Raw genomic sequence first — 25,384 nt, forward strand, 5'->3', positions numbered from 1 at the left:
TTGGGTTTGATTCTTTCATATAGCTATAATACTATATTTTATGGGTTTGGTATTACTAGACGTTTTAACTGGTAAACTAAATTTACCCTGTACATCAGTCGATACTTTAGTAATTGAAGAATAGTCAATACCATCCCCAGAAACAATCGCATTGGCAATTTCATTGCCCTCAGTATCTTTCACGCATCCATTTAGTGTAATCGTTTGCATCACTTGGTCAGCATTCCAAGGTGCGATTCGATTAATCGTTCCTTGATAGACAAACTCACCATTGCTTAACCTCACTAAAGTCGCAGTACCCGACTGTACCCAACCATTTTGTGCCAAATCATAATAGAATAATGGAATGGTATTCGGCAAATCTTTATTACGGCTTGATACTTGGATATTAACGGTTGCAGTTTTACCATTCGATAGTGCAAGCTCCGCGCCACTATCATCACGAACCGTCATCAGTATGGCGCCATAACTATCCATCCAGCCGCCACCGACAATTTGATAGCCACCTGGCATATTCTCAGGCTCTTGCGCAGATTCAATCACAGCAATTTGAACATTGGCTTTACCCACAATGGCTTGCCCATCTTTACGTACTAGACTGTTAGCAGGAATGGTTAACATAGCATTATTATTAGTGATTTTAATTTCTTGAGTAGTATTGGACTCAACTGAAGCATCCGCTTTTACTAGATTAAAGTCCAAACTATTGGGTGTTGGCTGAAAATTTTGATTAATCGCTTGAGTAAAGTAGCCATTGGCTATAATAATGATATTCGTGCTACCAACTGGCAAATCTGACAAACTATAAGCACCTTCGCTATTGGTGGTGACTGACTTATCATTAACTTTAACTACGGCATTGGCAATCGGTAATAACGTCTCTTTATCAATCACTTTACCCGTTAGAGTAGTTTTTACGACGGGTTGTACAGGGGGTGTACTAGTAGAAGGACTATCACTACCACCACAACCGCCTAAAAAAATTGAAGCCACAACAACGGGTAATAAAGCTTTCTTAAACATGATTAGCGCTCCTTCGTAGTTAGTTAGTTTGTTTGTCAAATTATCAATTTATTTCTCTAAACAATCTAAAATTAGTAAACTTTTATAAATAATTATTCAGATTTCTTAATTTTTTGTCAACAAATATTTATATATTTCTCTATTGTTTTCATTATTTGATTAATATTGTTATTACAATTACATTTAATACTGGATTTTTTTTGTTAATTAAAAACTTTAAGTTGAATAACCCAAAATCACCACATCAGCAATAAAGCCTTTCATATCACAAACTTGCTTAAACTTGCCCCATGTCTCAAATCCTAGCTTTTCAAACATCGCAAGGCTCGGTGTATTATGGGCAAAAATCAGCGCAACAACTTGCTGCACGCCACAACTCGGCGCAACTTGGATTAAATAATTGACCAACGCCTTGCCCACGCCTTGCCCCTTGGCTTCCTCTACCACATAGATACTGATTTCAGTACTGATATGATAGGCAGGGCGCGCGTATAAATCAGATAAACTGCCCCAACCGACGATTTCACATAAGCTAGTTTCGGAGCTAGTTTGAGCAACCACCAACGGACGATTGCCTGTATGAGCGTCAAACCACGCTTGCCTATCTGCCACGCTCACAGGCTGTAAATCTGCCGTGGCTTGCTTACCTGCGACACTTTGATTATAAATTTCAACAATGCGCGGTAAATCATCAATCGTAGCTAGGCGAATACAAAGGTTATGATACGCTGCAGACATAGCGACTCCAAAATTGAACCAAAAAATGCGGCTAAAATTTGCCGAAAAATCTTATTAGCGCGTATGTTAACAACATTTTTACTTTATAATAAGCGATTTCATAAAATTGATAGTTTGCGATGCTCATGAACGTGATTGACTTATCTGACTGGCTAAAAAATCCAACCCTATTACCTGATTCGGTACTGACGATTGGTAATTTTGATGGGGTACATTTGGGTCACCAAGCGATGCTAGATAAAGCCAAGTCTTTGGCAAAATCTCAGCAACTTGCCAGCATGGTGATGATTTTTGAACCACAGCCGCGTGAGTTTTTTAGCCCGCAAACCGCCCCTGCAAGGCTCACCAATTTGGCAGAAAAAACCCAATTGATTGCTGAACACAATATCGATAGCTTGATTGTGGCAAATTTTGATAATGACTTTCGGAATTTATCGGCACACGATTTTGCCAAAATGTTGGTCGAATTAAACGTAAAGCATCTGGTATTGGGGGATGATTTTCGCTTTGGGCATGACCGCACTGGCGATAGTGAGTTTTTGCGTGCGTTTGGCTTGCCTGTGCAAATTTTGCATACCGTGACCGACCATGCGCATCAAGATGAGCGTGTCAGCTCAACCCGCATTCGAGACTGTTTGCAACACGGGGACTTGGCAACGGCAAAGCATCTGCTAGGGCGAGATTATGCGATTACTGGCATGGTGGAACATGGCGATAAAATTGGTCGCACGCTTGATTTTCCCACCGCCAATATTGCGCTAAACCGTATCAAGCCTGCCCTGCATGGGATTTTTGCGGTATCGGTGACCGCTACCGATGGCACGGATTTATCAACACTGGGGGAAAATACTCAAACTGGCGTGCAAGGGCTCAACAAAGGCAGTTTGTTTGGCGCTTGCAATGTGGGTACTCGTCCTGCGCTAAAAAATAAGTATGGGGTAGAATGGCGACTGGAAGTCAATTTTCCAAAGTTTGATGGGGATTTGTACGGCAGAGAACTCACAGTGACGTTTTTGCATTTTTTACATGGAGAAATTAATTATCCAAGCCTTGACGCGTTAAAACAAGGCATTGCCCAAGACGTGGTGGATTTACTTGACTGGCGTGAGCAGCAAGCCTTTGCAAAATCAGTCCCTTAGGCTGATGAGCATTGCTATCCTTCAGCAACTATCTTTAGCGTTTTCAACTATTTTTAGCGTTTATAGCTATTTTGGTGAGTGAGATTTTTTTTGTGACAAACTTACCAAAATCAAGGGTGAGATAAGCCAAACCACGCTTTGTCAATCCGCCAATTTTAACATATAATACCCTGTTATCAATTTTTTACCTTTTGCACTTTTTATAGAATACCGAGAGTTACATGACCGACAACACTGACAATCAGTCAATCGACTATAAAGACACCCTAAACCTTGCCGATACCGTATTTCCCATGCGTGGCGACCTTGCCAAACGCGAACCTAAATGGCTAGAACAATGGTTTGCCGACGATGTGTATGCCCAAATTCGTAGCGCTCGTCAAGGTCGTGAAAAGTATGTATTGCATGATGGCCCACCCTATGCCAACGGTCAGATTCACTTGGGTCACGTGGTGAATAAAGTGCTTAAAGACATGATTGTCAAATACAAGACGCTTGACGGTTATGATGCGCCGTATGTACCGGGTTGGGATTGTCATGGATTGCCGATTGAGCAAAAAGTAGAAGGCATTATCGGTAAAGTCGGTCAACCCCATAAAGACAAAAGCAAAAACGGTGCCATCGTGACGTCAACCGAATTTCGCGGCGCTTGCCGTGACTATGCCAAAAGCCAAATTGACCTGCAAATGGTTGACTTTAAACGCTTGGGCGTATTGGGTGACTGGGAAAATCCTTATCTGACCATGAACTTCAAGCAAGAAGCTGATACCGTCCGTGCATTGGCAGAAATCTACAAAAACGGTCATATCACTCGTGGTATGAAGCCGGTGAATTGGTGTTTGGATTGTGGTTCGGCGCTCGCAGAAGCAGAAGTGGAATATGAAGATAAAAAATCCGATGCGATTTATGTCGGTTTTGATATCGTCAACCGTGAGGCGTTAGCGGCGACTAAAGCGGTTGATGGCGCTTTGCAGGCGGTGATTTGGACCACCACGCCTTGGACGTTGCCTGCCAATCAGGCGATTACCGCAAGCGCTGAGCTAGAGTACTCCGTGGTAAAGGTGACGTTTAACAAACAAGCATTTGCTATTCCTACCACGCTTGACACGCCTAATTATTTACTTCGCCGTTTAACCAAAGACGATAAAACCGCTTTACAGGCAAGTGCATCTGACCCTTTGATTTGGGAAATGTTGCCGGAAAAACGCCACGAACCTGCCGTATTTGAGCCGTATTTCAAAAAAGCCGTTGAGCAAAAAGCCTTTGCGATTGTCGATAAAAAAACCAATGACATTATCGGCACAACGCGTTTTTATGATGATAATGTTGAAGAAAATTCGATTGCGATTGGCTACACCTTTTTGATCCGTGAGTATTGGGGGTCAGGGGCAAATGCCGAAATTAAATCGGTTATGCTAAGTCATGCCCAATCGCAGCGAGAAACGATTTGGTTTCATGTTGCCCCCGATAATCAGCGTTCTGCCAAAGCGTTAGAAAAAATTGGCGCAACTTATCAAAAAACCGCTGACAACGGTTTGGGTGAGCGCTTGTTTTATCAAATGGCAGGCGAAAAACCACAGGCAAAAATCAGCCATTTAATTGTCGCTTACAATTTAGTTCCGCATTTAATGAGTGTGTTTAACGCCAAAGAATACAGTGTGTTGGCGACCGTGAAAGGCGATGCGTTAACCGCACTTAAAGCGCAGCACCCACTGATTGCCGAGCGCCAAGTGCCGATTATCACAGGCGATCACGTGACGGCGGATAGCGGTACGGGTTTAGTACACACTGCGCCCGCGCACGGTGTCGATGACTATATGGTCGGTCAAAAATTTCACTTACCCACCGAAAACCCAGTCGCAGGTAATGGCGTGTATTTGCCTGAAGCCAAAGTTTTTGTCGGCGAGCATATTTATAAAGCGCAACCAAAAATTATCGAAACGCTCAAAGCCAGTGGCCATTTGCTCAAGCATGACGTGATTACTCATAGCTATCCGCATTGCTGGCGACACAAAACGCCGATTATTTTCCGTTCAACGCCCCAATGGTTTATCAACATGGAAAGCCAAGGTCTGCGTGAGCAAGCATTGACCGATATTCCAAAGGTGGTATGGACGCCAAGTTGGGGACAAAATCGCATCGAATCGATGATGCATAGTCGCCCAGATTGGTGTATCAGCCGCCAACGTACTTGGGGTGTGCCGATTGCCTTTTTCATCCACAAAGACACGGGCAATTTGCACCCAAATACGGCTGAGCTTATGGAAAAAGTCGCGCAAGTGATTGAGCAAGGTGGTGTAGAAGCGTGGTTTGATGCCGCGGCTGAAGACTTTATTGGGGATGATGCTAAAGAGTATCAAAAATCGACCGATACGCTAGACGTGTGGTTTGACTCAGGGTCAACCAATTTTGCCGTGCTCGCCAATCGTCCTGACTTAGCCAATCCTGCGGATTTATATCTTGAAGGCTCTGACCAACATCGGGGTTGGTTTCAGTCTTCACTTTTGGTGAGTGAAGCGATTTATGGTCGCCCACCATATAAGCAAGTGTTGACGCACGGGTTTACCGTAGATGCAAAGGGCTATAAATTATCAAAATCCAAAGGCAATACCAAAGGCTTTGAACCGCAAGAACTTGCCAATAAATATGGTATTGATATCGTGCGCCTATGGGTCGGCTCAAGTGACTACCGTTACGAGATGGCGGTATCGACTGAAGGTTTTGCGCGCACTACCGATATGTATCGCCGTATTCGTAACACCATTCGTTTTTTACTGGCGAACACAGACGACTTTGACCCAGCGACCGACATGGTCGATGCTAGCAATTTGGTCAGCCTTGACAAGTACATTTTAAAACGCGCTGAGGCGGTACAAGCTGACATTCGCCAATCTTATACCAACATGGATTTTCACCAAGTGTGTCAAGCGGTAGTGGGTTTTTGTTCACAAGATTTGGGCGGTTTTTATTTAGACATCATTAAAGATCGTCAATACACTACCAAAGCCAATGGTGAAGCGCGCCGCTCAGCACAAACCGCGATTTATCATATTGCCCATGCGTTACTGCGCTGGATTGCACCGATTTTGTCATTCACCGCACAAGAAGCGTGGGAAATCTTAAAAGGTCCCCATACAAGCAATGGTAATGGCTATATCTTTACCGAAGAGTGGTATGAATTCCCACCAGTGGTATTGGATGACGTGAGCGAGTCGGATTGGCAAGCGATTTTGAATGTCAAAGAAACCGTCAACAAAGCCTATGAAATTGCGCGCACCGATAAAGTGATTAACGCCAATTTATCGGCCAATGTCACCGTGTATGCACCAGATACTACCATGGTGTCACTCAATCGATTAGGCGATGAACTCAAATTTGTGTTGATTTCAAGCCAAGCCAATGTAGCGGCATTAACCAACCAACCAAGCGATGTGACCTATAGCGACGAAGACAGCCAAGTTGCGGTAGTGGTCAAGCCTGCCACGGGTGAAAAATGTATCCGCTGTTGGCACATTCGCGAGGACATCGGCATCAATCCTGCCCATCCAGAAATCTGTGGTCGCTGCGTCGAGAATGTCGAAGGTCAAGGCGAGGTGCGTCATTATGCCTAACACCCAGGCAACGACTGCTGCCACTCATTCATCCACTACCCTACCCATCAACGGCAATAAAGCTATGGTGTGGTATGGTATTGCGGTTTTGGTAATGATTATCGACCAACTTACCAAGTTGTACTTTGAGCACAACTACCAGCTGTACCAAACCACGGCGATTATTGAGCCGATTTTTAACTTTACCCTTGCCCACAACCATGGCGCGGCGTTTAGTTTTTTGGCAGATAAAGGCGGCTGGCAAAAATGGCTGTTTAGCGGACTGGCACTGGCTGTTTCCCTTGGCATCATGGCGTATCTACGCAAAATACCCCAACAAGCCAAATTATTGGCGTTGGGCTTGTCATTGGTGATGGCGGGCGCTTTGGGTAATTTGATTGATCGGGTACGTTTGGGCTATGTGATTGACTTCTTGCATGTGCACTATGGCAATGCGTGGCATTTCCCGATTTTTAATATAGCTGATGTGGCGATTAATATTGGCGTTGCGTTGATTTTAATCGATGCGTTTTTATTAGAGTCCAAACGTAACACCCTTTAATTTTTAGATGGATGAACAACCGCATGAATCATGACATTATTACGCCAAATGAACAAACCCGCATCACTCAAGACTCAACCGTTGATTTGCATTTTGAGGTCAGCTTAGAAAATGGCACCGTCATCGACTCAACCTTTGAGCGTGGCGAACCTGTTCGCTTGGTAGTGGGTGATGGTAGCCTGCTTGAAGGGTTTGAGAAGGTACTTATCAACTTGACAGCCGGTGACACGCGCACCGCATCGCTGTCGCCTGACGAAGCGTTTGGTCAATGGAACCCTGACAACGTACAGACTTTTAGTCATGCGCAGTTTGCCGTGACGGGCAATTTGCCTGAAGTCGGTACCATGATGGAATTTGAAGACAAAGGCAAAACCACGCTCGTGGGTGTGGTCAGTGACGTCACTGAAGATGCCATCAAAGTGGATTTTAACCATCCATTGGCAGGTCAAAATATACTGTTTAAAGTGCAGATTTTTAGAGTGACACCAAAAGACAGTAAAGGTATCACACTAAGCTGACATTCATATGGCATTCAGCTGAATAGAAGCTTTCAATAAAAATCACTGACAATAAAAAACCGCTGATTAACTCTCAACGGTTTTTATTTTTACAGTTTATCAATTAACTGTTTGGGTATCATCGTCTGCCACATCACCTTCTTTAGCGTCTGATTGTTCTGCCAGTCTTGCACGCTGCTCAAAACGTTCGCCCGTCGCTTTAATACCCCACACCAATTCCACAAAAGCGCGGTTATTGATGAGCGGCTCATCTTCAATAATCAAGAAATAGCCCGCTTTGTTGATCCATAAAAACACAATACTGGTATTGGGCATCAACATATCAATACTGGTAAAAAATGACACCCCATAGCCATGTACCGCCCAACCGCGCTGCTGTTGGCGTTCTAAAAAGCCATAAAAATCGGCGGCGGCTACCGACAGCGTATCTGCTTCTTGCTGAGTAAAGCCCATTTTTGCTAGACAAAAGCCTTGATCTGATGCAATTACGACACGGCGACTACCCGATAGGCTCGCTGCTACATATTTTAAGAAATTATCTAGCTGCACGTGCGGAGCGACCACCCGCTTTTCAAGGGTCTCAATCCAACCTTCTTCGATAAACATATCTAGCCAAGTGTCACTATAATGCTCACCCCATTCCCGCGCCGTCATACTTTGTTCAGGGGCGAGCACCGCTTGCAAGGCTAGTTGCTGCTCTGAGGGATTGGCGCTTGAAAAACTATGCAATACCCCGGCAGGCGTTAAAATTACATAGGTGTCGTTTTGTTCTGGCATGGTGTTTTCCTTAAATTTTGATAGACGGCAAAGGTCATGTTGTCAATCACTGTGATAGGCTTGGTAAATTCAAAAGCTAATTCATTCGGCTATAATTAAGCGGCTTGCTTGGCAAAATATTCTTTGGTTTCAAGCCATTTGTCATTAAAATCCCATTTGTTTTTTGACATTTCCCACCAAACCATACTAAATGCTAAGCGGTCATGACAAACAACACAATGGTTAAAGAACTCTTCCTCGATTTCGGCAATTTGCTCGGCTTGATCTTCTGGATCGTCTTCTTCTTCCATAATATCTAATAGCGAAGCAATCGTCATTTGTGCCACTACTTTTGAGTCATCAGTGGACACACGTAGTTGGTGTTGATAAGTGTTCATTGAAGGCGATACCAATACGCTCCAGCGTGTGGCAAGATGGCTTACTTTAAACACATAGTCACCATGATTGATGCATTGGTCAAACCCTTGTAGCAGTGTTGGCGTTAGTTTTTCTCTGACTTGGTTGAGCATACGGTCACCAAAATAGGGCACGTCAAACCAACAACCATAAAACATATCGGCTAACGCACCTTGTAAGGGCTCTTTTTCATCAAGCTCCATCGCTGCCATGATGCGGCTGGTATGGATATCCATATTCATCGGTTGGTCAATCACTTGTCGACTATAGAGACGAAAATTAAGCCAATGTTTTTGAAATTTTCTACGATTACGATTCGACAATGAATACATGCTGATTCCTCAAAAAATTAGCCTAATTATATAAAAAGTTATGTGACAAGGGTGAGGTATTAGTGACTGACGCTGTGAAAAATCCACGCATTTATCCCCTACTATACTATTAAACCCGATTGCAATCAAAACGCTTCAGCATAAAAAAAGCGCAACTCCATCTAAACATGAATTGCGCTATTGGGCAAGATGACAAGCTTGACCGATTAATCCAATAAGGTATCCATTAAATCAATCATAAACTCGCCGTCTTCTTGGGTCATCGGCTCAAAACCGTCGCTCATCCCCAGTTCTTGTAATACTTGTTTGCCTTCGGCTGTGTCTTTTAAGCTTAATAAGGCATCGATAAATGGCTCACTGTCGGCAAAACTCTCTTTAACCAGTAGCACATGGCTGATATCGCTCAAATCACTTTCAATCAATACCTGCATCTGCGATAAAGTCAAGCGTGACAAGCTATGATAAACTTCAGATAAAAAGAATGCCGCATCGGCTTCGCCTTTAATCAAATTACGCGCAGCGGCTTGGTAAGTCTCGGTAACTTTCCAAGTAATGTCAGCTTCTAACAAATCCACGGCTTCTAGCAGACGAAGCCCAATCAATTTGACATCACGATTATCTGCCATGGCAATGGTGCAGCCTGCTTTTAAATCATCAAGTGCTACAATGCCGCTATCGGCTTTTGCAGCAATCACCATTTCATCAGATTTGCCCAGTGGACGAGCCACGGCGCGATAACCCTGCTCCCGAATCATTGCCGCTGCATCGAAGGGATTGGCATAGATAATATCCACGCTTTGCGCTTGGATTAAGTCGGTTTGTTCATGCGCAGACGCCGGTGTCAGTAAGTGGATGTGAATGCCGGATTTTTTTTGTAGCAGTGTATTGAGCATATGCCACCCTGCAAAACGCTCAGGCGCGAAGTCAGGCGCAATGAGTAAATTAATTGTCATTAGGCTTGCTCCTCTAGCATTTTGCGATACAGTGCTTCAGCTTGTGCGATTTTGCTGCGTGATGGTTTGCGTCGTACTGACGTATAGCCAACCGTTTCGCCATGGCGGATATTGGGCACAGCTGTCGCATACACCCAGTAGTAGCTGCCATCTTTGCACAAGTTTTTGACATAGCCATGCCATTTTTTGCCTGTTTCGACTGTTTGCCACAAGTCTTTAAAGGCGGCTTTTGGCATTTGTGGATGTCGCAAAATATGATGCGGCGCGCCAATTAATTCATCACGGCTATAGCCACTGATATCCACGAAGGCGTCATTGGCGTGGGTGATAATGCCATCTAAATCCACGCGTGAAACGATAAGTTTGCCATCTGGGTAAGGTAGCTCGTTTTCGGTGGTATAAACGACACGACTTGAGCCATCTGAGTAAGTCAGACGATGCGCTGTAGCATCGCCAGCAGGTTGGTCCATATCGGGTAATTGTACAGATTTCATTACCTCTCCTTATAAATTTTTGATGGATAAATTTTTGATTGAGTCACGGTTGCTAATACCGGTGAAAGGCTGACAAAGTTAAACTATTTGTAAGTTTTAGATAAGTTTTGATAAGGCTTCAGCCGCACGCTTCATATCCAAGAACACCAGACCCAATTTGGCATTTGGTTTGGTCAAAATGGTCAATACCGCTTCTGTACCCGATGCCGACATAATCACATAGCCTTTTTCGCCTTGTACCATGACGCGCTCGATACTGCCACGCGCTAGTTCTCGACCTGCACGGTCACCGAGTGATAGTAGCGCCGCTGACATCGCACCGACACGGTCTTCATCAATGCCCGCTGGCAATGCTGACGCAATCATCAAACCATCGGTTGAAATCAGCGCAGAGGCTTCTACGTCTGCTGAAGAGCTGTTTAGGTCATTTAAGATTTGTTGGAACATATCGGTACGCATATCAAGAACCTTTTTAGTAAACAAATTTAGAGGGGTAGTGAAAAAATTTACGGGGCAAAATAACCACAAGCTTGCGCTCATCCAATCGGTATTAAACTCATTCATCATTGTGGTGGGCAAAGTGTAAAAATAACGGTGCAAAAATAATCGTATAAAAACAACCGTGCTCAAATAGATGACAAACGTTGTCAAGTGATGGTTTGATTAAGCATGGCTCATGGGTAATTGATGCAGGTTAACGGTTTAACCGCTGTAGCGAGTATTTAATCGCAAGTGATTGTCATATAACGTTTTGTTACGTACATAATAACAGATTTGGTGAAATTTTTACCTTTTATTACAATGCTATTTGACTGAAAAAATTTAGTGAGCGTCTGTGATATTCACATGATAAAAAAAAGCCAAGGTGATGGCAGCTTGGCTTTTCTACTTAATTATAGTCGTAACGATTAAGGCTGTTTAGGGTGAAGCACTTGCCCATGCAAGCGCGCCAGTCCATCCACCATGCGCTGCTGCAAGATAGCGGTAATTTCGTTTCGGGTTTTACCCGCAGGGTCAATGGCTGCTAACGGCAACACATAGGCTTTGGCAGGGCGGTTATCAAGGACACGTTTGACGCTATCTATCAAGCCAATATCGCCATAATACGGAATGTTTTGGTCAAGTTCGCCATCTTGGTTGACATAGCAAATCACAATCGGTTGAATGAGCACTTGGCTGTCCATCGCAGACTGCAACAAGTTGCCATAAATACGTTTAATCGCTGTACCGTCTGTGGTGGTCGCTTCTGGGAAGAAAACCACGGGTGAGCCTTGTGATAAAAACTCACTCATCTGCTCACTGATTTTGCTGGTATCGCCCGAACCGCGCTGGATAAATAAAGTGTGGGCGGTGGTCGCCATCCAACCAATCACCGGCCAATGCGCGATTTCGGCTTTGGACAAAAAGAAGGTCGGTACAATACTACCCACCACAGGGATATCGAGCCAAGAGATATGGTTGCTCGCCCACAACGCGTGATGTGTCGGTATTGGCTCAAGTGCAGTCACCTCAATGCCTAACGCTTTGAGCGATTTTTTACAGAATTTTTGAATCAGTTGGATGATTTGCTGATTATCGGGATTTGGTGTGCGGCTAATCTGCCATGCATAGCCAACCCCTGTTTGAATCGCAGCCATTAAATTCATAAGGCGCTTGCTACGTTGCCACTGGGTCGCCAAATTCTTTTTACTGTAGGTAGCAGGTTGTCGCAGTTGTTTTGCTGTTTCGCTAAGTAGGCTACTGATTGTCAACGCCGATGGCGCGGTTTTGCGGTTAGATTTTTGCATAAGGTAAATATGTGAGTGAAAAATTGTGGATGTAGTATAGCAAATTATTGGGCACACGGCTTACTGCGTCTTCTTGAGTTTCAACAATAACCCAATAGCAATCACTAAGTATCAATAGCCGAGTAATAATAACCGACTAATAATAACTAAGTATCAATCACTCAATAACAGTAACCAAACCCGGTTTATATTACTCAAGATTAGCATCTTTGCCTTTATTAATAAACCGGTTAGTGCAAATAGTGCTGATAGCGCGGTTTGACTTGTTCAAATGGCAACCAAACAAACACATCGGCACAATCAAACTCAGGGTCATAACAAGCCGCTTCACCAAGACTACAGCCCATTTTGACATACATTTTTAACAGCGCTGGCAAGGCAAAATTTTGCGGATTCGCCAAGTCCACATCAGCCACTTGCGCCAAGTCGATAGCGGATAATTTGTCTTCTGGCAATTTACGGGTCACTTTGACATCTAACTTGGTACTATCAAGCTGATGATCTAACCAGTTTTGCACATTGCCCTCTTCCATCGGAACTGAGGCACAGCCCATAAACGCATTGACATTGTAAGCTTTGGCGACTGCCGCGATGGATTCCCACAAATGATTAATTGTGGTAATACCTCGGTAATCTGGGTGCACACAGGTGCGACCGATTTCTAGCACATTATACGGGTAATCATCGAGCAAGCGACCCAGTCTAAACTCATGCTCGCTATAAAACTGCCCAGCTTTTATCGCGCCGTTTTTATCCAATAATCGGGTGGTTGCCACCGCGAGTGGCTGCCCAAAGCTATCTTGCTTGGTTTCGTCATACACCACCACATGGGTGCAATAATTATCAAAATCATCCCGATCTAGCGGCTGCTCTGAGCTTGGATGAAATCCCGCAAAACTTACTGAAAACGCTTGGGTAAAGGTCAAAGTGCGTAGGCGCTGGGCATTGAGCAAATGCTGCTCGGTTTGTAGCGAAAACTTATCCTCGCTCACGTTAATAATCACTGACTTAAATAACGGGCGATGACGCGCGCTTGGGCGGCTAATCGTTGGCTTGACCAGCGGGGCTAGCGTCTCTACCACTGCTATATCAGCAAAATTATGTGCCAGTAACTGCGCAACAAACTGGGTATTAAAAAGACTATCAACAGGATAAGTGGCGATATCTTCGTATAATTTGGCGCCGTTATTTTGTTCTAGAAAATTAGCTTGTTCTACAAAATCAGTCATCTTACGGTTACCTAGGGTGGTTTTTGCTATGGCATTGGCCAGCTGCTGAGCGAAAAATGCCTTAGCTTGTCATTGACTCATTCTCAAAGCTACAAAGCCCCCATCATCTAATTGGATGGTTAGTCAGTCTGGATGAATTCAGTATGCGTGACACCCGTGTCGTTTCAATGACGTTTTTATGGCAAAACCATGACCAAACCTTCGCCTTTACCCCCGTTTTAAGTTACTAATTGTAAATTTGACTAAAAGTTCTGCAAAAAAACCTTATATTTATATATATAACCCATCTATCGTGGCTAGCGCTTTTCTAACGCGGCTATCGACTATTTAAGCAAATGTTTAACTTAATAGACTTAGATAATACATTTAGATATAGACACATTTTTACACTCACAACGAAAGGATAAATCATTGGAGTATTTTGAGCGTTATGAAGGTGGTGAAAAAGCCATCTTAGTCCATTTAAACATTACCCATCTCAATGACCCAGACGATTTGGAAGAATTTGAATTGCTGGTGGATTCGGCAGGGGCGCAAAAACAAGCCTTGGTCACAGGTACGCGGTCTAAGCCTGACGCTAAATACTTTGTGGGTACGGGTAAAGCTGAAGAAATCGGGGAACTTGTCAAACAATATGAGGCAGATATTGTCATTTTTAACCATAGTTTGACCCCATCGCAGGAACGTAATATTGAGCGCTTGGTGCAGTGCCGTGTGCTTGATAGAACGGGGCTTATCTTGGATATTTTTGCCCAGCGGGCGCGAACCTACGAAGGTAAACTGCAAGTTGAGCTTGCCCAGCTTAATCACTTAGCGACTCGCTTGGTACGCGGCTGGACGCACTTGGAGCGCCAAAAAGGTGGTATTGGTCTACGCGGTCCAGGCGAAACCCAGCTTGAAACCGATAGACGCTTGTTACAGGTGCGTGTCGGGCAGCTCAAAGCCAAGCTTGATAAGGTCAAACAAACCCGCGCACAAGGTCGTGCCAAACGCCAAAAATCATCGGTGCCGACAATTTCACTGGTCGGTTATACCAATGCGGGTAAATCCACCTTATTTAATACCCTGACCAATGAAAACATCTATGCCGCCAATCAGCTATTTGCGACGCTTGACCCGACGCTACGGAGTGTGTCATGGTCGGGCGTGGGTAAGGTGGTACTTGTCGACACGGTCGGTTTTGTCCGCCATTTGCCCCATGAGCTAGTGGAAGCCTTCCATGCCACGCTAGAAGAAACCTTAGAGGCAGATTTGTTGCTGCATGTCATTGATAGTCACCGTGAAGACATGCATGAGCAAATCGCCGCGGTACAATCTGTGTTAGCGGAAATTGATAATCAAGTGCCTGTGCTAAATGTGTTTAATAAAATTGATCTCACAGGTGAGCCGCCGCACATCGGTTATAGTGATAAAGCCAAGCCCAATCGGGTGTATGTCTCTGCCCATGAGCAATTAGGTATCGAGCAACTCACCCTTGCCGTGCAGCAGTTATTGGTAGGTCAATTACAGCGGTTTGAATTAACCTTACCCGCCAATTTTGGACAATTGCAACACGAACTGCATAAGTTAGAAGTGATTGAAGACCTCAGCTATGATGAAACAGGTCAAACCAAACTGACTGCCATGATGTCGGTGGACAAGCTTAAGCAGTTGTTGGGTGAATTTGGTATCGCCCCTGAGGAAGTGTTGTCGCAAGCACAAGCCAAACTGCTTGCGCCAGTGCTTGAACCATTTGAACAATTACTACAGCAGCCATTGGATACCGCCGACGAGACATAACTTGTTAGCCATTTAACAATATAACAATAGTAGACCTGTATCAAAATTTAAGTTGGTGCAGGTTTTTTTTGGCTGAATAAATGACCATACCACGCGATAAACTGCGCTTATTGACCATAAGTTGATTAAATCTTAAAAATATATTCGTCAATTTGTCATTCTTTTGTCATGTCGCCCGTTGCGCTATCAGATTTTTTTCAGTTATTTTGGGGGTTATTTCATTTTATTTTTTATCAATATCAAACATTTAGGTTATTTTCCCCAATTTATGTGGATAACCATGTGGATAACTTCTGACTTGACAACAATAAACCGCATATCGCTATAGGTTATCTCTAAATTGGTCATTTTTTAACCAATTATTTTATTTATATAAATCATAGAGTTATAGTTTTTTGCAAAGTGCAAGCAAAAAATTTTACTTTTTTTTTAAGATTTAAGGCTTGAAAATTTGATAGTTTTTATGGCTAAAAATTCCAACCCATATATTGTTGAGTCCATGGCATGAAACCCAACAGGTTGACAAGTTTTTTGGCCATTTTTCCTCTTTTTCCCCTTATCTGATTTTTTGTAAACTTTAACCAGTTTTTGACAGATTTATGGTATATTTCCTGCCAATTCTTTTATAATACTGTTATCAAATGTCATTGAAACATAACGAATTTTATCTTTTTATGTCGGTTTAAAGCATTACGCTAACTTCAAATTTTATAGTCATGTGCTTTACCGTGACGTATTGTCAAAAATTTTACATAGGTATATTTATGGTATTGTTTGCAAAGAAAACTCGCCTACCCTATTTGCTATCGGCTTCCCTATTGTCATTGGGTGGTTTGGCAAGTATGGATGCAGCGAATGCTGGCAATATGTATGTGTTTAAAGATAGCAACGGTCAGGTACTGTTGACCAATGTAGTCAGCAACAACCGTCCTGCAGGAAATAATTTCCAAAATTTTACCAAAAAAGTCAAAGTGACTTATTACGCGGATACTAATGTGCATAGTTATAGCAATTGGGGCGCCAATGAAGCTGCAGTACCTGCCAGTGCGCGTGGCAACAAAAATAGCTACGATAGCATGATTGTGGCTTCTGCGCTGCGTCATGGTGTCGACCCTGCATTGATGAAAGCCATGATGCATACTGAATCAGGTTTTAATCCCAATGCACGCTCACCTGTTGGGGCGCAGGGGTTAATGCAATTAATGCCCGCGACAGCTAGGCGGTTTGGTGTGTATAACGCTTGGAACCCTGCGGAGAACATCGAAGGCGCGGCAAAGTATTTGAAATTCTTACAAAACCGTTTTGGTAATATTCAGCATGTGATAGCAAGCTACAATGCCGGTGAAGGCAACGTCAGTAAATACGGCGGTATTCCCCCATTTCGTGAAACCCGTGATTACGTACAACGGGTGTTAAGCCGCTACAACAACCTATATCGTAATGACCCCAATCTTCGCTCTAGCACTAGCAGCAATGGCTTTCAAAATGTTAGCTATAATTCATCAAACTCTTATACGATTGTCCGCTAACAACCATGTCTATAAGCTGAAAACCAGATCCCCAAAGCTAGTGTGATACTGGCTTTTTTATGTTACAAATTTATGCTACTTTTCCCTTTAATTTGTTGCATTAAACGCTATTATATTAAATATCATAGTCAACTTATTGTTGATAAGTATATTTAATCGTTTGATTGTCTTTAGGAAACCGTCATGTTACGAATTGGCTTATTTCTTTTAACTAACCTAGCGGTGATGGTGGTGTTTGGTATCGTCATGAACGTCATCGCGCCAATGCTAGGATTCAATTTGGGCGGCACAGGCACCACTAGCCTGCTGGCGATGTGTTTCATCTACGGTATGATAGGGTCTTTTGTATCGCTGTTGATGTCAAAATGGTTGGCAAAACGCTCCACAGGTACGCAAGTCATTGAACGGCCTGCTACCCAGTTGGAAGTTTGGCTGGTCGAAACGGTTCGCCGTTTGGCGCAAAACGTCAATATTGATATGCCAGAAGTGGGTATCTTTGATAATCCATCACCCAATGCCTTTGCGACAGGTTGGAATAAAAACAAAGCTTTGGTTGCGGTATCGACTGGGCTACTACAATCGATGAACCAAGAAGAAGTCGAAGCGGTACTTGCCCATGAAATTGGTCACGTTGCCAATGGTGATATGGTGACCTTAGCGCTTGTTCAAGGTGTGGTTAACAGCTTTGTGATGTTCTTTGCGCGTATTGTGGGTTTATTTGTAGATCAAGCGGTCTTTAAAAATGACAGCAATTCACCTGGTATGGGCTATTACATTACCAGTATGGTATTAGATATTGTGTTTGGTATTGCTGCACAAGCGGTGGTCATGTGGTTCTCTCGTTACCGTGAATACCGTGCGGATGAAGCAGGCGCGCGTTTGGCAGGTAAATACAACATGATTGCTGCGCTTGAAGCGTTAAAACCTGCCAGCCAGCATCCTGACTATATGCCACAAGGCATGAAAGCCTTTGCGATTAATGAAGGTAAAGGAGGGTTTAGTTTTGCCCAGTTATTTGCCAGCCATCCCTCCCTTGATGACCGTATTGCCCATTTACAAAAATTGGCTCCCTAATTATTTTGAACACTTATCTAAACAATGTAAAAAACCCAATCAGTGATTGGGTTTTTTAGTTATTTTTTAATACATTTAGAAAATACCTTTGACAGTATTAAAAGGACTTATTTAGCCAGTTTTTGTGCATCCATGGCATCTTTGTGTAGACGGGTGTTGAGCTCATCGATGATTTCAATCCAACCCGCATCTGCACGGTATTCGTCTTTTAAAAATTTACGTTGACTGTCACTCCAAAAAGGCGCATCGCTCAGCTCGAGTGATTGCGGCAATTGATTTTCTTGAATAAATTGTTCAACCGCGGCATCATCGCCATCCATACCCATTTGCTCAAACAACATATTAATGTTTCTTTCGCCATCTGTCATCATTGTAGTTCTCCTAGTACTCTAAAAAGTATCAATGGTTATTGTAATATCATTATTGTTTAGCACTCATTTTAGTCAAAAATTATCAAAAAAGTGCCATGGGTTATTCTTACCGTTAGACCATTGTAGCCAAAATTGAGTAAAAAAAATGTGATTTGATTGTATAGTGTGGTTATTTCATGTAAAAAAACCAGCCTAATGAGACTGGTTTTTTTCGGTTAAAATATTCTAACCTAATTAGTTAGGAAGTAAGTGGCTTACCGCATCACGCTCTTCAGCCAATTCAGTTTCGGTGGCTTTCATTTTTTCTTGTGAGAAAGCCGATGAAACGTCTAGCCCTTCAACGATTTTCCAATCGCCATTTTGGCAAGTACATGGGAATGAATAGATAAGACCTTTTTGGATACCGTATTCACCATTTGAGTAAACACCCATAGATACCCAATCATTCTCGTCGGTGCCTAGTGCCCATGAACGAATGTGTGCAATCGCAGCGTTTGCAGCAGATGCCGCTGATGAGGCACCACGTGCTTTAATGATGGCAGCGCCACGTTGTTGTACGTTAGGGATATAAGTACCTTCGTACCAGTCACGTTGTACTTGCTCTAGGGCAGGTTGACCTTTTACCGTAGTGAAAGTCAAATCTGGGTATTGGGTTGAAGAATGGTTACCCCAAATGATCATTTTTTTGATGTCATTCACGGTGGTTTCAGTTTCTTCAGCCAGTTGCGCCATACCACGGTTGTGGTCAAGACGTGTCATCGCTGTAAAGTTACGTGGGTCTAGGTCTGGGGCATTGCGCTGTGCGATTAAGGCATTGGTGTTGGCTGGGTTACCCACAACCAATACTTTGACATTACGGCTAGCGTTGTCGTTCAAGGCTTTACCTTGTGCAGAGAAGATGGCGGCGTTAGCTTCGAGCAAATCTTTACGCTCCATGCCTGGGCCACGAGGACGGGCACCTACCAGTAGGGCATAGTCCGCATCTTTGAACGCAACGTTAGCGTCGTCAGTTTGTACGACGCCCGCTAGCAATGGGAATGCACAATCTTCAAGTTCCATTACCACACCTTTTAAAGCTTCTAAGGCCGGCGTGATTTCTAATAATTGTAAAATGACAGGTTGGTCTTTACCTAACATATCACCCGATGCGATACGAAATAATAATGAATAACTGATTTGACCAGCAGCACCAGTCACCGCAACACGAACAGGCTGTTTCATTGAAAGCTCCTATTATGATAAGTACAAGATCCTTTGCAAAAGCAAGGCAGTGAAAAAAGCAGAAAAAATTGTCTAAAAAAGCCTGCCTAGTTTATCACTTGTCACCATCAAAGACCATAAATTTATGGGGTCAATTGTCGGGTGAGCTTGACAATTATGGGTTCAAGACCATCAAACACCAAGATACAAAATGCTTAAACCTAAGCAAAAATTGATACCGCCATCCCTTAATAATTACCATCAATCAAAAATTGACTGGGACAGGTATAAGAGCGTGTGGCACATTGGGCAAAACGTCCGTTGTTGTCGTAGCACACGTTAAGATAGGTCAGTACGGATTGACCTGCACTATTTTTTTGACAGAAAAAATTAAACGAGTTTGGCTTCATGCCGGGGTTTAAAGATAACAATTGGCGGCTAAAACCACTGGACGCGAATCGATAACTGCGACCGCTACTGAGTTCTTTTGGGAGTTTTAATTGACTGGCAAGCGAGGTAATGGTGCGAAAATAATTAGGGGTACTTAGGCCACTACAGCGGCCATACTGCTGCCAGATATTTTTGCGAATATTACCATCTGGAATGACTTTTGAGGTGATCTTTTCTTGCAGTGGCGACATGCTATAGCGGCTATTACTACAAGACTGATTCGCCACCCGATAAAAATTCACTGTCATCGGGTTGCCTTCGATACATTGGCGAAGATTACCCATGTATGGGTTGAGCTTGCAGACAGCAGGGGATAATTCCACCCCTAAAACACTGTCGGCATGGGCAGCTGGGGTTGCTATAGTAGCTATCACCGCCAAACAGCTGAGTGCCAAGTAGCCAAGTGACAAATAGCCGCTAAAATTTGCGCTTTTTTGATGACTTGAGTTGATAACTAAACTGGCTAAATTTGCCGTCGCTACCTCATCTTGAAACTTTGCTCTAGACTTTAACGACCCCAATGTGGCGGTGTGTGAAACCGTGTGCCAGTTGGTAAAATCGAGTAATGTTTTTAGACAAGATGACAGCATAACAATTAAACCAAATAGTTGGTGATTAAAAACAAGCAGGTTGTTTTAACGTTTACAGTGAGCTTTTAAAATAAAAGTAATAAAAATGGTCGTTGACTTATCAATTTTTTGCTTAAAATAACTAAATTTTTATCAAACGAAACTAATGTTTATCAGTTCTACCAATTTTTTGAAATCATACTAACTGGGTCAGATTTTGTAAACCCTGTATATACTAAAAAACAACAGTAATTTATTGACTATTATCAATCAATTAGCTGTTGTTTTTTGCGAAGATTTAGCGGGTTTATTTAATTCAGATTAATTTAATATTTAGCAGCAATAGTACCCATACGCTGACTAATCGGTTGGTTGCTGCCGCCAAGCAGCACATCATAATTGGTCGCATTTTCCATCACGGCTTTGACATAATTGCGCGTTTCTGAATAAGGAATGGTCTCAACATACTGATCGGCCGCTAGGCTACCGTTCTCAGGTTGCCAAGTTTTGGCCTTACCTGGCCCTGCATTGTAGCCCGCGGTGGCTAATACAGGTTGACCGCCCAATTTATTTAAAATGTCGCCCATATAATACGTACCATAGCGGATATTGGTATCACCCCCTGCGACGCGAGATGGTTCATACGGTTCGCCCAATTTACGTGCGATATAGCGCGCGGTGTCTGGCATGATTTGCATTAACCCCCCTGCTCCGACACCCGAACGCGCGCCGATATTAAAACGGCTTTCTTGACGCATGATGCCATACGCCCACGCAGGATCGATTCCTGCTTGGCGGCTGTATTGCACGACACTAGACTGATGGGGCATTGGGAATGCCAGTGCCGAATTTGGAATTGTTTTGGTAGACTCCAACGCATAGATAGCACGGTCGTACCATCCCATGTCCGATGCGGTTTGCGCTGCTGCCAAAATCATCGTCTCATCACCACGGTCACGTGCTTTTTTTACTGCCCAGTTCCATTCACGGTTGGTATAGCTGGGATTGGCGGCAAGTTTATAGAGGGTAAATGCGCGATTAAAGAAACTATCGTTTGCGAGGCGTGAGTAATCACTATTACTCACCGGTGGATTAGTCGGCAATCGGTCAAAACGCTGCCCCAGTTGGTCTTTGGAGAGCAGTCCATAATAGTCATTGGTTTGTGCCAATTGACTAAATAGCTGATTGGCTTGTTGACGCTGCTGGTTAGTGCCGCCCAATTTGTAGGCTTTGGCAAGCCAATATTGCCATATCGGTTGCTGCTGATTTTTATAGTCCATTGCGCCAATGGCTTGTGCCAAATCTGACCATCGGCTATAGCGTATCGCTGCTTGGGCATAGTTTTCGGCTTCTTCATTGTTAAATGGTACGCCCAGACTTTTTTGCATCCAATCAACCGCGTCACTACTAAACCCTTGATCGGTATTGACGCCCATCCTTGCCACGCCCAAGGTACGGTAGGCATATTGACGGGTTTTAGCATCAAAAAACTGCGGGTTTCGCCCCACATCATAGTTAAGCTGCATCGCCGCTTCACTGACAGATTTTTTGGCAAGTTGCCCTAAACCGTATAGATATAAATACCGATTGCTGGCAGTCGCTGGCATACTACCGAGTTGTGAAAAAAACGCATTGGGACTGCTACTGATGCTCATAAGCTGATTGTAACTCATCTGCACGCCCAATCGGCTGGCAAGCTGCACGATGTCACCGTTGTTGCCCGTGCGTAGCATACGATACAGCCGCTGCTCACGGTCATCATTGCTAACCATACGATTGCCATTGAGCTCTGTCGCCAACTGTTGGCAAAGCTGCGGCAGTTTTTTATCCGTGCTGAGCCAAACATTACCTTTTTCGGTATAAGCGCGCATGCTATCGCCACCGTGATTGAAACCTAACGCAATGGCACAAGCTTCACTGGCATCAGGATTGGTTACATAGCTTGCCATTTGTCTAACCGCCTCATAATCACCCATCCGCGCTTTGGTTTCCGCATAATCCGCCGCCAATTTTTCTGCCATCGCAGTTTGTGGATAACGGTTAGCAAAACTCACAATCGCTGATGCCGGCTGAGCGTCTAAGTCTTTATTGAGCTGCCAATATTCTGGATACATGGCTAGACTGCCACCCGCCATCATTTGCTGATAGTTGCCCATTTGCGATAAGTTGCCACGGCTAGCTTCACGTTCGGCTTGGTTAAAATAACTATCCGCCGTGCTAGGCGTCCCTACAGAATAGCTACTTGCGCAAGCAGATTCTGCAAAAACAGCAATCACACCGCATGAAATCATCGAAAGCTTGAGATTTTTCATAATAATTGGTAATACCTTTAATAAGATAAGTAGGCAAAAAACGACAAAAGTAATGTAAAAATTGGTTAACCTTGCTGAAGCGATTATAACGATTGTCGACTAAAAAAAATTTACCCAAATCTCAACTAATTGTATAAAAATGTTGCAACTTATTTTATATAACAAATAGTTTTTTATTGTTAAATTTAATTAACTATAAATTATAAATTATTTGACTTATGATAAGTCTATTATTAGCCACCAATAAATGCGATAAGCCATGACCCATACCCAACACGCCCTAAATATTCAACAATACCAAGACAAATCCCACAACTACCTTAATAGCGCTGTTCATGCACAAGGCGCTGAGTTTGACAAAATAAAGCAGTTGATAGAGGCGCACAAGCTTGCGCATATATTGGATTTGGGCTGTGGCGGTGGGCACGTCAGTTATCAGGTGGCACCTGTGGCCACATCAGTCATTGCTTATGACATTACCCCTACGATGACCGAAGTTGTCGCCAGCCAAGCCAAAACACGCGGCCTAACCAATATCACCACACAAATTGGTACGGCAGAAAAATTACCCTTTGCCGACCACCAATTTGATGCCATTATCACGCGCTATTCTGCGCACCATTGGCAAAATGTACCAAAAGCGTTGTTTGAGATGCATCGCGCCCTAGCTCCCGATGGCAAAGTGGTGATTGTCGATGTGTTGGGCAATAGCAACCCCGTGCTCAATAATTTTTTACAGACCATTGAAACCATCCGCGATCCCAGTCATGTCAAAGATTATAGTCTTGCCGAGTGGTTGTATTTTGCAGAAATCACCGGCTTTAGCGTGACGACTGTCGAGATGCAAAAACTGACGTTAAATTTTGACAGTTGGGTCGCCCGTATGCATACCCCTGATACCAGCATACAAGTGATTCGAGCCTTACAAAAAAATTGTGCCGCATCTGTTAGACAATATTTTGATATAGATGAGGCTGGCAATTTTAGCACCGATGTCATTTATTTAGTACTGTCAAAATAATCACTAACGCATCTTGCCAAAAAAATCTGTTATAATTGAGGGTTTATTTTAGGCGAAACATTTAGGTGTAGTCATGACAGTTGCTACTTTTGACCCAAAAGCACAGATTCCCAAAACTCAAAATTTGGTAACGCCAACGCTAGCGGCGAGTGTTGAATCCACCATGCTACCAGCGGATACTCGTGTCAAACGCGTGTTTATCGAGACCCAAGGCTGTCAGATGAATGTGTATGACTCTGAAAAAATGGCAGATGTGCTAGGCGACTCCCATGGTATGGTGCTGACGGACAATCCTGAAGAAGCCGATGTACTACTCATGAATACCTGCTCGATTCGTGAAAAAGCGCAAGAAAAAGTATTTTCTGAACTCGGACGCTGGAAAAAACTTAAAGAGAAAAACCCGAATTTGGTCATCGGTGTGGGCGGCTGCGTAGCGTCACAAGAAGGCGATAAAATCCAAAGCCGTGCCCCGCATGTCGATATGGTGTTTGGACCGCAAACCTTGCATCGCCTGCCAGAACTGTATGACCAATCCACCAAACAGCTGGATGTCAAACCCAAAAACCGTATCGGCGTCGTCGATGTGTCTTTCCCTAGCATTGAAAAATTTGACTTTTTACCCGAACCCAAAGTGGAAGGGTTTAAAGCGTTTGTGTCTATCATGGAAGGCTGCTCAAAATACTGTTCATTTTGCGTGGTTCCCTACACCCGAGGCGAAGAAATCTCGCGCCCCCTAGATGACGTACTTGCCGAGATTGATAGCCTTGCTAGCCAAGGGGTACGTGAAGTAACGCTATTGGGGCAAAACGTCAATGGCTACCGCGGTGAAAAACACGATGGCACAATTTGCCGTTTTAGTGAGTTATTGCATTATGTGGCGCACGTTGACGGCATTGAGCGTATTCGCTATACCACCAGCCATCCACTGGAATTTAGCGATGATATCATTGAAGCGTATGCCAAAATACCAAAACTGGTATCCCACCTGCACCTACCTGTGCAAAGTGGCTCCAACGCTATCCTAGCTGCCATGAAGCGTAACCACACCATTGATATCTACATTGAGCAAATCCGCAAACTACGCGCCGTGCGCCCTGATATGTATTTATCAAGCGATTTTATTATCGGTTTTCCCAATGAAACCGACCAAGATTTCCAAGATACGCTCAATCTTGCCAAAGACTTAGATTTTGACCATTCGTATAGCTTTATTTACTCCAAGCGCCCTGGTACGCCTGCGTCAGACTTGCCCGATAATGTTGATATAGCAACCAAAAAAGCCCGTTTGGCTGAGTTTCAAAAGGTGATTGTCGATTCGACTTGGGCAAAAACCCAAGGTATGGTGGGTCAAAACGTGCGTGTGCTGGTGGAGCAACATGGCGACCGCAATCCTGAATTTTTGATGGGAACGGCAGATAATACGCGAACGGTATTGTTCAAAGGCGATGATGCGTTGATTGGTAAACTGGTGATGGTAAAAGTCACGCGAGCCATGAGTCCGCATTTGGTGGAAGGTGAGTTGGTGGAGGTTTTAGGTTAAG

General features: G+C 43.7%; 22 protein-coding genes. 9 read left to right on the forward strand and 13 right to left on the reverse strand.

Features of this window, described 5'->3' with window-relative positions; genetic code table 11:
* Positions 1-15: 15 nt before the first annotated feature.
* Both RTP55_RS10040 and RTP55_RS10045 read right to left on the reverse strand, forming a co-directional pair.
* Positions 16-1,023 carry a carboxypeptidase regulatory-like domain-containing protein gene (locus tag RTP55_RS10040; protein WP_312385864.1) on the reverse strand — a complete coding sequence of 336 codons (1,008 nt, stop codon included), beginning with the start codon at positions 1,021-1,023 and terminating at the stop codon, positions 16-18.
* Positions 1,024-1,239: 216 nt separating this feature from the next.
* On the reverse strand, positions 1,240-1,761 hold the full coding sequence (locus tag RTP55_RS10045) for a GNAT family N-acetyltransferase (protein WP_312385865.1): 522 nt from the start codon (positions 1,759-1,761) through the stop codon (positions 1,240-1,242).
* A gap of 125 nt (positions 1,762-1,886) precedes the next feature.
* Here RTP55_RS10045 and ribF point away from each other — a divergent pair, with 125 nt between their 5' ends.
* The 4 genes from ribF (at position 1,887) to fkpB (ending at position 7,570) form a co-directional block, all read left to right on the forward strand.
* Positions 1,887-2,900, forward strand: coding sequence for a riboflavin biosynthesis protein RibF (gene ribF, locus RTP55_RS10050; RefSeq protein WP_312385866.1), 1,014 nt, complete (start codon positions 1,887-1,889; stop codon positions 2,898-2,900).
* A gap of 293 nt (positions 2,901-3,193) precedes the next feature.
* On the forward strand, positions 3,194-6,511 hold the full coding sequence (gene ileS, locus RTP55_RS10055) for an isoleucine--tRNA ligase, N-acetyltransferase domain-containing (RefSeq protein WP_312385892.1): 3,318 nt from the start codon (positions 3,194-3,196) through the stop codon (positions 6,509-6,511).
* On the forward strand, positions 6,504-7,052 hold the full coding sequence (gene lspA, locus RTP55_RS10060) for a signal peptidase II (RefSeq protein WP_312385867.1): 549 nt from the start codon (positions 6,504-6,506) through the stop codon (positions 7,050-7,052). Before ileS ends, lspA begins: the two co-directional genes overlap by 8 nt.
* A gap of 23 nt (positions 7,053-7,075) precedes the next feature.
* Positions 7,076-7,570 carry an FKBP-type peptidyl-prolyl cis-trans isomerase gene (gene fkpB / locus RTP55_RS10065; RefSeq protein WP_007117200.1) on the forward strand — a complete coding sequence of 165 codons (495 nt, stop codon included), beginning with the start codon at positions 7,076-7,078 and terminating at the stop codon, positions 7,568-7,570.
* Between the two features lie 99 nt (positions 7,571-7,669).
* Here fkpB and RTP55_RS10070 read toward each other — a convergent pair whose 3' ends face one another.
* From RTP55_RS10070 to RTP55_RS10100, 7 genes are all read right to left on the reverse strand, one after another.
* Complete coding sequence (locus RTP55_RS10070) at positions 7,670-8,347, reverse strand: hypothetical protein (protein WP_312385869.1); 678 nt, start codon at positions 8,345-8,347, stop codon at positions 7,670-7,672.
* A gap of 95 nt (positions 8,348-8,442) precedes the next feature.
* Positions 8,443-9,075, reverse strand: a complete 633-nt coding sequence (locus RTP55_RS10075; RefSeq protein ID WP_312385870.1) for a hypothetical protein — start codon at positions 9,073-9,075, stop codon at positions 8,443-8,445.
* Positions 9,076-9,281: 206 nt separating this feature from the next.
* Positions 9,282-10,028, reverse strand: a complete 747-nt coding sequence (locus RTP55_RS10080) for a phosphate/phosphite/phosphonate ABC transporter substrate-binding protein (protein WP_007117203.1) — start codon at positions 10,026-10,028, stop codon at positions 9,282-9,284.
* A complete protein-coding gene (locus tag RTP55_RS10085) occupies positions 10,028-10,522 on the reverse strand; it encodes a PAS domain-containing protein (protein WP_099834334.1) in 495 nt (164 codons plus the stop codon). The genes RTP55_RS10080 and RTP55_RS10085 overlap by 1 nt, the downstream gene beginning before the upstream one ends.
* 96 nt (positions 10,523-10,618) lie before the next feature.
* Positions 10,619-10,981 (reverse strand): roadblock/LC7 domain-containing protein, encoded by a 363-nt coding sequence (locus RTP55_RS10090; protein WP_007117205.1) that lies wholly within the window; start codon positions 10,979-10,981, stop codon positions 10,619-10,621.
* Positions 10,982-11,430: 449 nt separating this feature from the next.
* Positions 11,431-12,309, reverse strand: a complete 879-nt coding sequence (locus RTP55_RS10095; protein ID WP_312385874.1) for a lysophospholipid acyltransferase family protein — start codon at positions 12,307-12,309, stop codon at positions 11,431-11,433.
* Between the two features lie 230 nt (positions 12,310-12,539).
* The gene (locus RTP55_RS10100; RefSeq protein WP_312385875.1) at positions 12,540-13,538 is read right to left on the reverse strand and encodes a GNAT family N-acetyltransferase; all 999 of its coding nucleotides are present in this window, start codon (positions 13,536-13,538) and stop codon (positions 12,540-12,542) included.
* A 411-nt stretch (positions 13,539-13,949) separates the two neighbouring features.
* On the opposite strand from RTP55_RS10100, the gene hflX reads away from it, so the two are divergent.
* The 3 genes from hflX to htpX all read left to right on the forward strand — a co-directional run bounded on the left by hflX (position 13,950) and on the right by htpX (position 17,920).
* Positions 13,950-15,317: a ribosome rescue GTPase HflX gene (gene hflX / locus RTP55_RS10105; RefSeq protein WP_312385877.1), complete on the forward strand. Its 1,368-nt coding sequence runs from the start codon at positions 13,950-13,952 to the stop codon at positions 15,315-15,317.
* Between the two features lie 764 nt (positions 15,318-16,081).
* Positions 16,082-16,846: a lytic transglycosylase domain-containing protein gene (locus RTP55_RS10110; protein WP_312385879.1), complete on the forward strand. Its 765-nt coding sequence runs from the start codon at positions 16,082-16,084 to the stop codon at positions 16,844-16,846.
* 183 nt (positions 16,847-17,029) lie between these two features.
* Positions 17,030-17,920 carry a protease HtpX gene (gene htpX, locus RTP55_RS10115; RefSeq protein ID WP_312385880.1) on the forward strand — a complete coding sequence of 297 codons (891 nt, stop codon included), beginning with the start codon at positions 17,030-17,032 and terminating at the stop codon, positions 17,918-17,920.
* Between the two features lie 107 nt (positions 17,921-18,027).
* On the opposite strand, the gene RTP55_RS10120 is transcribed toward htpX, so the two are convergent.
* From RTP55_RS10120 to RTP55_RS10135, 4 genes are all read right to left on the reverse strand, one after another.
* Positions 18,028-18,291 carry a DUF2789 family protein gene (locus RTP55_RS10120; RefSeq protein ID WP_159375143.1) on the reverse strand — a complete coding sequence of 88 codons (264 nt, stop codon included), beginning with the start codon at positions 18,289-18,291 and terminating at the stop codon, positions 18,028-18,030.
* 234 nt (positions 18,292-18,525) lie between these two features.
* Positions 18,526-19,512 carry a malate dehydrogenase gene (locus tag RTP55_RS10125; protein WP_007116966.1) on the reverse strand — a complete coding sequence of 329 codons (987 nt, stop codon included), beginning with the start codon at positions 19,510-19,512 and terminating at the stop codon, positions 18,526-18,528.
* Between the two features lie 227 nt (positions 19,513-19,739).
* Positions 19,740-20,531 carry a T2 family ribonuclease gene (locus RTP55_RS10130; protein ID WP_312385882.1) on the reverse strand — a complete coding sequence of 264 codons (792 nt, stop codon included), beginning with the start codon at positions 20,529-20,531 and terminating at the stop codon, positions 19,740-19,742.
* 305 nt (positions 20,532-20,836) lie between these two features.
* Positions 20,837-22,822 (reverse strand): lytic transglycosylase domain-containing protein, encoded by a 1,986-nt coding sequence (locus RTP55_RS10135; RefSeq protein ID WP_312385883.1) that lies wholly within the window; start codon positions 22,820-22,822, stop codon positions 20,837-20,839.
* 259 nt (positions 22,823-23,081) lie between these two features.
* Here RTP55_RS10135 and RTP55_RS10140 point away from each other — a divergent pair, with 259 nt between their 5' ends.
* Complete coding sequence (locus RTP55_RS10140; RefSeq protein WP_312385884.1) at positions 23,082-23,843, forward strand: class I SAM-dependent methyltransferase; 762 nt, start codon at positions 23,082-23,084, stop codon at positions 23,841-23,843.
* Between the two features lie 73 nt (positions 23,844-23,916).
* On the forward strand, positions 23,917-25,383 hold the full coding sequence (gene miaB / locus RTP55_RS10145) for a tRNA (N6-isopentenyl adenosine(37)-C2)-methylthiotransferase MiaB (RefSeq protein ID WP_312385885.1): 1,467 nt from the start codon (positions 23,917-23,919) through the stop codon (positions 25,381-25,383).
* Position 25,384: the final 1 nt, after the last annotated feature.

This window comes from Moraxella sp. CTOTU47579 (genome assembly GCF_032004885.1).
Classification (GTDB): Bacteria; Pseudomonadota; Gammaproteobacteria; order Pseudomonadales; family Moraxellaceae; genus Faucicola; species Faucicola tetraodonis.